This window comes from Arcicella aquatica (assembly GCF_034928825.1).
GTDB classification, from domain to species: Bacteria; Bacteroidota; Bacteroidia; order Cytophagales; family Spirosomataceae; genus Arcicella; species Arcicella aquatica.
The window spans coordinates 288504-302289 of the sequence record NZ_JAYFUL010000001.1; the positions used below are offsets into that span (position 1 = coordinate 288504).

A 13786-nucleotide genomic window follows, 5' to 3' on the forward strand; every position below is an offset into this window, starting at 1 on the left:
AATTATGAATAAACAAGAACTGCAAACCATTTTATCAAGCCCTTTTGATATATTATCTTGGATAGATATACTTGTAGAGGTGTTTGGTGTTAGAAATTTATTTGCAAAGGAAATAACTGTATCACTACCAGAAAATGACCTAGCTATCCATGCCTCTGAAATTGGTAATTTTAAGACCATTGATAAAAAAACTGTTGGACTTTTTGTAGTCTATCTAAAACAAAATGTCAAGATTGAGTCGAATAAAGTTGGGGTAAAGAAAATCTTAGAAAGTATCTATAAATATAATGTAGATGCTGCCTTAGTGGTATTTGTAGATTATACCCAACAAAAATGGAGATTCTCATTTATTTCAGACATCAACGTCTTAAATGAAGACACTTTAGAAATTGAAAGAAAAACTACAGAAGAGAAAAAATCAAGAAAAAGATATACTTATGTATTAGGTAAAAATGAACCTACACGTACAGCAACTGAACGTTTTTGGTTTTTGAACGAAAAACCGATTTCACTCAACGATTTATACGAGGCTTTCAATGTTGACAAACTCAATAAAGAATTTTTTAAAGGTTATAAAGACAACTACGAAAGATTTTGGTTATTCATCAAAAATCAGCCTGAATACTATGATATTTTAAAAGATACTGAACAAACGGATATTAATAAGCAAGAAAAACCTATCCGTGATTTTGCTAAAAAATTGTTAGGACGTATCGTTTTCTTATACTTTTTACAGAAAAAAGGTTGGATGGGTGTAGCTCCCAACCATCATGATTGGAAAAATGGAGATAGCGAATTTATCAAGCATTTATTTCAAAATGCCTCGGATAAATCAAGATTCTATTCTGATTATTTGGTTGAGCTATTTTTCAATACCCTTAATAAAGATAGAAAAAATGATAATGATGTATTTAAACCCACAGGAACAAAAGTACCTTATCTGAATGGTGGGCTTTTTGATAATGATGCTCCTGAAACGAATCATTTTAACTTCCCCGAAAGCTGCTTTTCAGAACTGTTTGATTTCTTTGAAAAGTTTAATTTTACCATTGACGAAAATAGCCCTGATGATGCGGAAGTAGGTATTGACCCCGAAATGCTTGGGCATATTTTTGAAAATCTTCTCGAAGAAAATAAAGACAAAGGTGCTTTTTATACTCCTAAAGAGATTGTTCAGTTTATGTGTCAAGAAGCTTTGACACAATACTTAAGCCCTCACTTTCCTTCAGAAGCAACCATTCAAAACTTTATTAGAGAAAAAACTATTTCTGAGTTTTTAAAGAAAAAAGATAATGCCCATAAATTAGATAAGCTACTTAGCAAGGTTAGGGTTTGCGACCCTGCTATTGGCTCTGGGGCATTTCCAATTGGTATTTTACAAGAAATCTTTGAAGCTAAACGCTTTATTTTTCCATACTTAAATACTAATAAGTTTGATGCTGCTGAAATAAAGCTTAGTATCATTGAAAACTCAATTTACGGTATTGATTTAGATAAGGGGGCTGTTGACATTGCTCGTTTAAGGTTTTGGTTAGCATTGGTAGTAGATGAAGAGAGTCCAAGACCTTTGCCAAATCTTGATTATAAAATTATGCAAGGCAATAGCTTATTTGATACTTTTGAAGGTGTTGATTTAAGTAAAATTGGTACTGATAATGACGATGACGAGGTAGTATTAGAACAAAAAGACCAGCTACAGCTTTTTGGAGGTATTACTCAGTCTGTACTAATATTTGATGCTGCTTCAAGAAGTGACCTTACTTCATTAATTCATCATTACTTTGACCCTAAAAGAAGTAATTCATCCAAATCAGAAATCAAGAAAAAGATTGATGATAAAATCAATCAAAAAATTCATACTTCTTTTGAGCGTGAAAAATTAGACTATCGAGTTAAGATTGAAAAGCAGGAAAAACTTTGGGAAGAACAAGGAGTTACAGGCAGAATTAACGAGAAGTCTAAGGAAATGAAACGATACAAGACTTGGGTTGAGCAATACCACAAATTTGATGAAAGAGAACGAAAAGTATTAGAACTTCAAAAAAAACCACACGAAAAACCTTTTTTCTTGTGGCGTTTATTCTTTAGAGAAGTATTCGATGAGGGTGGCTTTGATATTGTGATTGGGAATCCCCCTTATTTTTCAATTAGTAAACAACCTCAACTGAAAGAATTAGCGACTCAATACAAAACTTATGAATCGACAGGGGATATTTATGCCCTGTTCTATGAACGTGGACAAAAAATGTTACGCTCTGGTGGAGTTTTGGTTTATATCACAGGTAGCTCGTGGCTACGCTCAAATTATGGTCAATCTTTAAGGAAGTTTTTTAGAGAGGAAACTGAGCCACTTAAATTAATTGACCTTTCTGATTGCCAAATTTTTGAGTCTGCAACGGTTCTTACCACTATTCTGGCATATCGTAAGCAAAAAAATACGAATACTCTGTGTGCATTACGATTAACGAGACGTACACAATATGCAGTTAAAAATCTGAATCATTATTTTGAAAAGAATCATATTACCCTCAAATCACAGCCAGACACCGCTTGGGTAATTTTGGAACGTACTCGCTATGAACTAAAACAAAAAATAGAAGCTAAAGGTTTGAAGTTGAAAAATTGGAATATTAACATTAATAGAGGTGTTCTAACAGGCTTTAATGAAGCATTTATTATTGATAGAACTAAAAAAAATGAACTAATTGAAAAAGATATTCGCAACCAAGAGATAATCAAGCCATTATTGAGAGGTAGAGATGTTGGACGTTACGGTTTTGAGTTTTCTGATTTATGGATGATAAATGTCCACAATGGTATCAAAGAGAAAAAAGTATCAAGGATTAATGTACAAACGGATTATCAATCTGTTTATGAACATCTTACAGCTTTCAAAATCGAATTGATAAAAAGGTCAGACCAAGGAGACCATTGGACAAACCTAAGAAACTGTGCTTATTTAGAAGACTTTGAAAAACCTAAAATCATTTATCCCAATATGGTAAAAGATATTTCTTTTGCTTATGATGATAAAGGATTCTACACTAATCAAAAGTGCTTTATTATGACAGGAGAAAAGCTTAAATATCTGTTAGGAGTATTAAACTCAAAGTTGTTTCGCTATGCTTTTGAAGAAAACTTCCCAGAATTACAAGGCAATTCAAGAGAGATTAATAAAGTGGTATTTGAAGAAATTCCAATTAAAATACCATCGGAAATTGAAGAGCGTAACATCTCAATTATAGCTGATTACTTACTTTATTTATATGACTCAACAAATGAACGAGTGAACCCCTATGCTGATAACAAACAAGTAGCAGGTTTTTTTGAAGATGTGATGAATCATTTGATATGTGAGCTATATTTTGAAGAAGAGATGATAGAAAAAGGAGTAGCCATGAAACCAGTTTTGGAAATAAAAGACATTGATAAACTTGAGCCTGATAAACAAAAAGACATTATTGGAGAGGTTTTCTTGAATATTCAAAAACCTGGCAGTCCTGTAAGAAAATGTTTAGCCATGACAAATATTAAATTACCTGATACCGTTGGCAAAATTCTAAGCAATACTATCTAACAAAATGGGAAATAAACCTATACAAGAACTACACATTAACTATTTTAAATTTTTTGCCGATAACGAGCCTATAAAAATAGAAGGCAAACACCTATTGCTTTATGGCGAAAATGGCAGCGGCAAAAGCTCAATTTATTGGGCTTTATATACACTTTTGGAGGCAGTTTATAAGTCGGATGAAGAGCAAAATAAATATTTTGAGAATACTAATGATAATTCCCTTTTGAATTTACATGCGGCAAAGCATACTGATTCATTTGTCGAAATGACATTAAGTGGGGGAAAAAAATACCGAATTGCTCATAACAATTTTAGTATTAAAAACAATTTTAGAGATTTAGCTGATTCTTCTGCAAGAGGTTCTGATTTCATAAACTATCGATTTATGCTTCGTCTAAGTGATGTCCGTCACTCAAATGAAATAGATTTGTTTAGTCTTTTTGTGAAGGAAGTCTTTCCATATGTAAAAACTTCTAATTTAATCCCACTAATTCATACTCAAAATAAAAGTAGTAATGACTTCAATGAGATATGGGAAGATTTAGAACAAGGCACTGTTGATTTGAGTAAAATAACTTCTGAAGATGATAAAAATCGTCTCAAAAAAGAATATGCAGATAACCTTAGAGCATTTGTAAATGAAATTAGCCGAATTACACAAAGAGTGAATGTTGATGGAAATCAGCTTTTACAAAACGATTTAGGCTATACACAAATACATTTTGAATTAAAGTGTATTCAAAAATTTAGAGTTTATCAAGGAAGTGGCCAACTATCAGGACGAGAAAGTGACGAACCAATTGGAGTCCCTCAAATAAAACTTTCTATCCCAAAATATTTTACATGGGATAATGCAGTTAAAAAACCACACACCTTTTTAAATGAAGCTAAAACGACCTCGATTGGTCTTGCTATTCGATTGGCTTTATTAGGAATAAGACTTGACTATGTTGATGGGGTAGATTTTCAGGTTTTGGTATTAGACGACCTTCTGATTAGCCTTGATATGGAAAATAGAGATGTTGTATTAGAATTATTACTGAATAAATATGCTCAAAAATTTCAGTTGATTATACTAACTCATGATGCACAATTTGCCCAGTTAGTACAACATAAAATTAAAACAAAAGGACAGTCAAGAGAATGGATTAACTATGAAATGTACGAAGACACAACTTCTACAATTATTAAGCCGTATATAACCCAATACAAGCGATACATAGAGCGAGCCAGAGTGCATTATTTCAAATTAGATTATGAAGCCGCAGGTAATTACCTAAGAAAAGAAACCGAAAGATTTTGTAGGGATTTTTTACCAAGAAGACGACAATTGGGAAAGGATTTTGAAGAAAAAGATTTGAATGGGTTAATCATTTCGTGTATAGAGTACGCAAAACAAAACAAGTTGACAGAAGAGCTTTTTAAAGCTTTAGATCAGCATCGAAAGTTTATTTTTAATGTATTAAGTCACGATTCTTATGACGTACCGAGATTTAGAACAGAATTAAAAAAGGCTTTTCAGACCTTCGAGGAATTAGACAAAATTAATTTTAGAACTATTTTAGAAGCTGAAAGTATCTTAACTTTTGAAATGCACGATGGTACTAATTTATGGAAAGCTCAAATCACTATTTATGAGCCACTTGTATTGATAAAAGAAAAAAATAAGGAAAGTTTTTTAGGTAAAGTATTCGTAAATTATCAGTTATTTAAAGATGGGACAAAGCATCAAAAAATATGTCATGACTATATTAATATCAAAGATTTTTACGAGAAATGGTGGAATAACTCTGACCAAGCAAAGAATAATGACTTTTGGCAAGAAATTATAATTTCTTCAACAGGAGAAAAATTAGGTACACTTAGAACATTTTAACCATTTACCATCAATGCCATATCCTATTGAAAAAAAACTTGTCGTTGGTGTATCTTCCAGTGCTTTGTTTAGCTTAGAGAGAGAAGATAACATTTATACACAAAAAGGTGTAGAATAGTACTGACAATGAAAGTATTCATTAAACTGTATCGGAGATTTTAATGAGTACTTCCAAATGTATCTAAGAAATAGTAGTAAAACATTTTAACAAGATTAAAATCCTTTTAAATAGCAACTTTTATTAAATAAACATTTTTACTAATTCATATTTTTTCGTTGATATTCAAAAATTTTTGATAATATTAAATTGACGCTGTTTGTATCACTACAAACAGCGTCAAACAGTCCTATATCAGTAAGCTATTTTAATTATACCCATTATTCTGCGTAATACCAGCATTTTGTGAACGAACAATCTGTGGAATGGGTAGCAATAATTTATCGTTAGTAATAGCTTTCCCCTTGGCTGTTAATAAGGACACCGCTCTGCCGCTACGTTTTAAATCGAACCAACGATGAAATTCTAGGGCTAACTCTACCCTACGTTCGTGTTCTACTGCCAGACTTATCGTCGAATAAGCGGTTGGATAATTCGTTTCTCCAAATTTTGGTAACCCAGCCCTAGCTCTTACTAAATTCAAGTAGCTTGCTTCGCCTGTGGCCTCAGCCAACATCAATAAAACATCTGCATAACGCAAAACCATAAAATTGTTGTTAGCTAATGGATTTCCTCCTCCTAATACTGCATTGGTATGAGTCCATTTAATAGGATATTTCTGGGCAATAAATGTGTTTCCATTATTATAGCCCAACGCAATTGACAAGTCGCGACGAGGGTCTGCACTTTCATATTCGTTGTATAAATCATCTGTTACTTGGTTCATGCCTGCTCCGTAAAAGCCTAAGAAATTATTATTTGGATAAAACGTTTGGTAATATCTGCTATAAGGTGCCGATACTGAACCGCCTAAGTATTGAATCTCGAAAATTGATTCTTTCGTATTTTTTACGTTTGGTCCCCAAAGACTTGCATAACTTGGCAACAGCGCGTATTCATTACTATTATAAACTTCTTTCAAAACTGCTGCAGCCGATGTTTTATCGCCCAATGTTAAATATACCTTTCCTAATAACGTTTGGGCGGCTCCTTTTGAAGCACGACCAACCTTTGTACTTGGTATGGCTGAGGCCAAAGGCAATTTATCAATGGCAAAAAGTAAATCTTTTTTAATTTGCTCGTATACTGCTGCTTGGGGTGAACGGAGGATAGCATACGCTTCATCACCTGTTAATGGGGTTGTTACAATAGGCAAATCTCCCCAAGTTTGAACCATATTAAAATAATATAAGGCTCTGAGAAACTGCATTTGAGCTTTTACTTCATTTTTATAAGCTGCACTCAAATTAGCTCCTTCAATTTTATTCAAGACAATATTGGTACTAAAAATCGATTTGTAGTAGTCTTGCCAAAATTGGTAAACCATCGTATTGGTGGTCATTAATGAGTAATCTTTAAATTGCCATTTATCGGCTTGAATACCCGAAATATTGAACATAATGGCATTGTCGCTCATTTGTTCATTACAGTATGATACTGGCCCTTCAGGATGATATATTGTATAAAGAGAAGCATAGGCTGAATTGACAGCCAATTCAAAATCATCGGTTGTTTTGAAATTATCCGCCGTAGCATTTGAAATGGGGGCTAATTCCAAGAATGAATCCTTACAACTTGTTGCCACCAAACAGATGGCTAACAGGACGTATAATTGTTTAATTTTTTTCATTGTCTTATCTGTTTTGAGGTTCCTTGAAACCAAAATATCTTCTTAAAAATCGAATTTAGCACCAATCGTAATTACTCTTGGAATTGGATACGACCCATAGTCAACCCCTACAAAAGCGCCATTTGGAGCATTTCCTGAGGCATTTAACCCCGTTGAAGTATTTCCGTTGGCTTCTCCTGAGAAACTCGAAGCATTATAGGTAGTATTTTCAGGGTCATAATTGGTGTAATGACTCCACAAGTAAACGTTCTCAGCATTCATGTAAATACGAGCGGTTTTAACTGGTAATTTTTTTAGGATACTAGCAGGTAAGCTATAAGAAATACGGATATTTTTTAACCTTACGAATGACGCATCTTCAACCCATAGGCTGGTAAATTGGTCTTGCAAGCCCGTTAAACCCAATGTTGCTCTGAAGTGCTGTCCGTCGCCTGGGTCAGCCTCTGAACGCCATCTATTAGCTACGCCCGAATACATATTACGACCGTTATTCCAGAAACCTGAGTAACGGAAGTTTTGATTAACAATTTCGCCTCCGAATGTTCCTTGAAACATAAATGAAAAGTCGAAGCCTTTGTATGAAAAAGTGTTGTTCAATCCCGCCATAAAATCAGGCTGATAATTTCCTAATGTTGTACGGTCGTCTACAGTAATTTTTCCATCGCCGTTTACATCTCTGATAATTGGGTCACCTGGGTGTGTCGTTGAATAATGCGGATAAGCATCTACTGCAGCTTGATTTTTGAAAACTCCATCTACTACATATCCGTAAAAGTTAGAAATAGGTTGCCCAACTTCAGTTTTTACTGCTACCACAAAGTCCGTATACGTAATAGGCGCATTGCTTTGACCTAATTGTAATACTTTGTTACGGTTCAAACTGAAATTAAAATCAGTCGACCAACTGAATTTTCCTTTTACGTTTTGTGTATTCAGGTTTAACTCAATCCCCTTATTCTCCATTTTACCAATATTGGTCAATTGGGTTGCAAAACCTGTAATATCGGGTACGGGAACATTCAATAACATATCGTTGGTAGTAGAATTATAATATTCTGCTGATAAACCGATGCGATTATTCAATGCTTTTAAATCAAAACCTATGTTAAATTGAGTGGTACGCTCCCACTTTAAATCCGTATTAGCAATGTTAGCAATGGTCAAACCCGGTGCTAATGTTGTGCCTGATACATAGTTAGATGAATTCAACAAACTTTTTGAGCCATAATTTGGAATTTGGTTGTTTCCCGCCATCCCATAGCTCACTCTTAGTTTAAGGCTACTGATTGCATTGACATCTTGTAAGAAGCTCTCGTCTGATATCATCCACGCCCCAGATACAGAAGGGAAATAACCCCAACGAGTATTTGAGCCAAAGCGAGAGCTACCATCACGACGAATAGCGGCTGTTAGGAAATATTTATTCTGAAAATTATATTGTGCCCTTGCTAAATATGAAAGCATAGACCATTCAGAGGCATTGGTAAAACCGCTAGATACAACCCCTGCATTAAGGGTTTCAACCAAATCATTAGGGAAACTTCCAGAAGTAAGCGATGCAAATTCATTGCGTTGTTTCTGAGCTGAATACCCTAACAATACGTTGACATTATGATCACCATACGACTTTTCATAGCTCAACGTATTCTCACTTAGCCAGTTAAACGTATATCCACTTGTTGAATATCCTTCGGCTGCTAACACTCCCGAATATCCGTAACCTTGTTTGTTTATTCGATAAGAATTATAACGAGTATTATACAAATTGGCATTGATACTGGTTCTGAATTTCAATCCATCTATTATCTTATATTCTAAAAACCCTGTCGCTAAGGTATTAAAGGTTTTATTTTCTTTATGGATGTAACGTGTCAGAGAGTATGGATGCCATAAATTCAAATCGTTATAAGCTACATATTTGTTCCAAACTGAATTAGGGTCACGGTAACCAATGTTGCCATTTTCGTTGTAAACAGGAAATATAGGGTCGCTTTGTAGGGCTAAACTCACGACATCACTTTTACCTTGAGTTCCATCAGTACGGTCGAAAATACTGGTTACGCCCAAATTCAACCCAATTGTAAATTGCTCGCTAAGTTGATGTTTGATATTAGAACGAATAGAAAGGCGTTTGTAATAATTTTCGTCCAACACTGCTTGCTGATTAAGATAAGCCGCTGAAAACATAAACTGGGTTTTCTCTGTACCACCCGATGCAGATAATTGTGCATTTTGTGATGGAGCTACTCTGAACATCACATCTTGCCAATCAGTACCTTTGCCAAACTGCTGTGGATTAGTTAAAAAATCATCTGGAATTTTATAAGTTGAAGTACGAACACTGTTCGGGTCTGAAGCCTTATTTTTGGCTGGATTCAAATCTACCCACGCATTGTTATGAGCATCGATATAATAATCAATCCATTGCTGAGCATCCATCATAGAAACTCTTCTTTGTACACTTTGTACGCCAGATTCATAGCCTACGCTAAAGGTAGTTTTTCCTGCTTTTCCCAATTTTGTAGTTACTAAAATAACGCCATTTGCTCCGCGTGAACCATAAATTGCCGCAGATGAAGCATCCTTCAATACCTCCACCGATTCAATATCTTGTGGGTTAATCATATTCAAGTTAAAGTTTTCTAAAGGCACACCATCTACCACAAACAATGGGTTTGTCCCTGCTGTAATTGAACTAACACCACGGATACGAATAATAGGCGAAACTCCAGGTGCACCTTGCCCCTGCGAAATGTTTACCCCAGCAATCTGACCCGCCAAAGCTTGCGTAACGTTACTAAAAGAACGGTCTTGAAATTGTTTGAAATTAACAGATGATACAGCTCCTGAAACCGCTCGTTTGCTTTGCGTTCCATAACCCACTACTACTACTTCATCTAATGATTTTTGGTCAACAGCCATCGAAATATTGAAAACTGTTTTATTTCCTATTGTTACTTCTTGTTTTCCATAACCTACATAACTAAATACCAAGACGGTATTTTCGTTGGCAACATCTATTTTGAACTGTCCGTTGGCATCTGAATTTGTGCCTTTGGTTGTTCCTTTTATGGTAATATTTACGCCTGCCAAAGGATTCCCTTTTTCGTCTTTTACCGTTCCAGAAACACTTTGTTCCACGGCAAATTCTTCCTTACTTTCTTCAATAATATTCAAGGATTGTGAAGCGTTTTCTAGTTTTCTTAACACAATCTGTTTGTTTACCACAACATAGGTTACAGCTAACGGCTTGAGTAAACGTTCAAGTACTTCTGCCAGTTTTTCATTCTTGGCAGATAAAAAGACAAGTCGCTCTAATGGCACTACTTGCGAGTTATAAGAAATGCGTATTTGAGCAGTTTTTTCGATTTTTTGCAAAGCTGACTTTAGCGCAATGCCATCAATCGATACACTGATTTTTCTATTGAGTTCTTCCTGGGCTGAACTTTTAGCCCATGAGAAACTCGTGAGAGATAAAATCATGAAAAACTGTAGTCCAGTTATTTTCATAATAGTAAGCCATAAGGCATTTGATTGTCGATTTTTTTTCATATAATTGTTCGTTTTTGAATTACAAAAGCACAAAAAATCCCCTTTCCCTCGCTAAAGGGTTTATGTTCATCAGGCATCAAGGGGATATAATACTAAGGTGTTAGCAGTGGTGGTACATTGCTAATACCTTTTTTTGTGTCTATGGAGGTAATGTTAAAGGGAAAAGCATAACATGTCTTATTTTATTGGTTACAACCTCGTGATTGAATAATAATCTTTTCGTTTACTACTTCAAAACGAGAATTTGGCCCTATTGCTTCGCAAATCAATTTTAGTTTTTCAAATAAAGGTTCGTCGGCTAGGCTTGTCGTTAACGAGCAATCTGCCAGTAGTTTTTGGTCAAAATAGATAGAAATACCATAGGCTTTTTCGAGTGTTTGAAAGATGTCACTAATGGGCCTATCATTAAATTCCAGCGTCGGCGTACTACTAGAAGTAATCGCTAAAATTTGCTCAGGTTTAACATCTGACTGGTTAGCACTATGGTTTTCATTATTCACAATTACCTGCTGATTGGGTAATAAGGTGATGATATTGGCGGTATTATCAACATTGGTATCTTCTTTCGAAAAAACCATTACTTTTCCTGTTTTTACCACAACTTTTACGTCCGTAGATTTCAAAAAGGCTTGAACTGTAAAACTTGTTCCCAATACCTTTACGATAACATCTTTAGCATGCACTAAAAAGGGGTGATTAGCATTTTTAACTACTTCAAAAAAAGCCTGTCCTTTTAAATAAACTTCTCTATTGCTAGCTTGCTCAAACGTTTCAGGAAAACTTATTGTGCTGTTCGGTTGCAAAAGTACGGTACTGCCATCTGGCAATTCCACTGGCATTTTTTGAGCTGTAAAATTTTCTTTCTCAATTAGTTTCTGATTGGTTTTATCGACAAAAAGTTCTTGTGACATATTTTTCTGCCATAGATAAGCTGCTAACCCAATGGTAAGAAATATGGCTACCGACGCAACCAATTTTAAAAGTGATTCCCTACTTTGGAAAATTCTTACTGGAAAAGATGTGCTATTATTTGCTGTATTAATGATACTCAGGGTTTTATTGACTAATAATTCTACTTGAAAATCACTCACCGATTCTTCTTTTAAGGCAGTAGCAAGGATAAAGTCAGTAGCTTGTTGTACAATAGCATATTGTTGGGGATTTTCATTAACCCACATAGTCCAAAAGTCGTCAGGATTTTTATAGCCTGCATTCTTTACCCATTGAACAAATGTTGGTTCAAGGACAAAATCATCTATCGTATAATCATTATATTTTTTCATAAAATAATAATATGCTTTCTATATACAGTAGAAAGTCTGTAACAGGGTTATACTGCTTTTTGAATAAAAAAAATAAAAATATTTACAATCAACTGAGATTCAGCTCATTCAAAAGCCTCTGGCAGGAATATTTAATTAATATAAACCATTAGTAGGCTTAACCATACAGCATCATTTGGAAATACTGTCCGTAAAAAAGTAAGGGCTTCGTGAATTAAATTGCCAACGGTTTGATACTTAACACCCATAATATCAGCTATTTCCTGATTAGTGAGTTCTTTGAAGTATTTTAAATAAATGGCTTCTTTTTGGCGTTTTGGAAGGCTATTAAGATGTTGATTAATGATTTTTACACGATGTAGTTCGGTTTCATTTTGGATAATTTTCTCTTCGATAGAGAAACCAATATCAAAATATCCATCAGAGGCTGAATTGTCGTATTGAGTAGTAGCAAAAGTGTTTTTCTTGACTTCTGTAATAATTCTCCGTCTTACCGAAGCAAAAATATAGGCCTTTACAGAGCCAACATCTTCTTTGAGTGAGCATCTGTATTGCCAAAGCTGTATAAATACTTCTTGGATACAGTCTTCAATGACAGCGTCGTCACTAATCATTTTTCGTCCATAACTTATCAGAGGCTTCGCATAAAGCCTTAAAAGAGTAGCCAAGGCTTCTTCGTCCCCATTACGCAAATCGTACCAAAGGGCTAATTCATCATATCGTGAAGACGAATATAACATAAGTTATGGGTTGAGTTAAACAATTATGAAACACCAACAAACAGTTTACACAGAATATCAATAAATAAAAAAGAAAAAATACTAAAATTCTACTCAAAAAACAACCTCCTTTTATTAATTATTTTTTTCGAATACTTTCGTTTTTATTAAAATACAAATAATCATATTAATATCTGGACTAGTTTTTTATCTTTGTTATGTAGCATAGGGGTAGGAAGTCGAATTTTAGCATCTCATTTTTTATTTCCCAATACTAAAATACACTAACAATATATATTCATAACAGCCTTATTTATAACTAAACATGACTAAACTCCAACAACTCCACGAACACATCTATTCTTTTTTAATGAATCATCCTGATTTTGTTTTTAAACCAAGAGTAAATTCAGGAGAAAAAATGAACAATCGATTATGGCTTAATGGTAATGACACCTATATTTCGATAGGTGTGTATAATTCGAAAGGTTGGGATAGAAGGATTAATATAGAAATTAGTTTAAGAGACGATCTCCCTAGAAGAACTCACCTTGTAGTTAACTTTAAAAATGAAGAACGTCAAAATTATTCTTCCTTCTATAAGTTATTAGTGAGTAAACTATCAAATGTAATTAAATGTGATAGTATATCTAAAGAGGGTAATTTATATTTTATTTTAGAAGAATATAGTAATTGGGAGAAAGGTATTGAGTGTTTTTATAATAAGGTAAGACCTATTATTAATCAGTTAATTATTGATGAAGGATTGGAGGATATTTTTTTTATTTCCCCTGAGGATTTTCATAAATACACTGCTAAAATAAATACCCTCAGAAATAATCTCTAATTATATTTTTACGTATTAATTTGTCAAATAGATAAGTAACTAAGGCTATAAATATTAATATATGTTATTCTGAAATAAGGCTTATGCTTCTAATGAGTAATTGATTTATAAAAGGGAGTAGGCTGACTATACCAGTCTATTCCCC

General features: G+C 34.1%; 8 protein-coding genes. 4 read left to right on the top strand and 4 right to left on the bottom strand.

Annotation, left to right across the window (positions count from 1 at the left end; translation table 11 throughout):
• Positions 1-4 precede the first annotated feature (4 nt).
• From VB264_RS01155 to VB264_RS01165, 3 genes are read left to right on the top strand one after another with little or no spacing between them, the layout of a single operon-like run.
• Complete coding sequence (locus VB264_RS01155; protein WP_323246172.1) at positions 5-3577, top strand: Eco57I restriction-modification methylase domain-containing protein; 3573 nt, start codon at positions 5-7, stop codon at positions 3575-3577.
• A 4-nt stretch (positions 3578-3581) separates the two neighbouring features.
• Complete coding sequence (locus VB264_RS01160; RefSeq protein ID WP_323246173.1) at positions 3582-5453, top strand: AAA family ATPase; 1872 nt, start codon at positions 3582-3584, stop codon at positions 5451-5453.
• Positions 5454-5466: 13 nt separating this feature from the next.
• Complete coding sequence (locus VB264_RS01165; RefSeq protein WP_323246174.1) at positions 5467-5571, top strand: 5'-nucleotidase; 105 nt, start codon at positions 5467-5469, stop codon at positions 5569-5571.
• A 247-nt stretch (positions 5572-5818) separates the two neighbouring features.
• On the opposite strand, the gene VB264_RS01170 is transcribed toward VB264_RS01165, so the two are convergent.
• The 4 genes from VB264_RS01170 to VB264_RS01185 all read right to left on the bottom strand — a co-directional run bounded on the left by VB264_RS01170 (position 5819) and on the right by VB264_RS01185 (position 12815).
• Complete coding sequence (locus VB264_RS01170) at positions 5819-7240, bottom strand: RagB/SusD family nutrient uptake outer membrane protein (RefSeq protein ID WP_323246175.1); 1422 nt, start codon at positions 7238-7240, stop codon at positions 5819-5821.
• Positions 7241-7282: 42 nt separating this feature from the next.
• On the bottom strand, positions 7283-10792 hold the full coding sequence (locus VB264_RS01175) for a TonB-dependent receptor (RefSeq protein WP_323246176.1): 3510 nt from the start codon (positions 10790-10792) through the stop codon (positions 7283-7285).
• Between the two features lie 182 nt (positions 10793-10974).
• Entirely contained in the window at positions 10975-12075 is a 1101-nt protein-coding gene (locus tag VB264_RS01180; RefSeq protein ID WP_323246177.1) for a FecR family protein, read from the bottom strand.
• A gap of 131 nt (positions 12076-12206) precedes the next feature.
• Complete coding sequence (locus VB264_RS01185) at positions 12207-12815, bottom strand: RNA polymerase sigma factor (RefSeq protein WP_309913692.1); 609 nt, start codon at positions 12813-12815, stop codon at positions 12207-12209.
• 304 nt (positions 12816-13119) lie between these two features.
• Here VB264_RS01185 and VB264_RS01190 point away from each other — a divergent pair, with 304 nt between their 5' ends.
• Positions 13120-13641: a hypothetical protein gene (locus VB264_RS01190; RefSeq protein ID WP_323246178.1), complete on the top strand. Its 522-nt coding sequence runs from the start codon at positions 13120-13122 to the stop codon at positions 13639-13641.
• Positions 13642-13786: the final 145 nt, after the last annotated feature.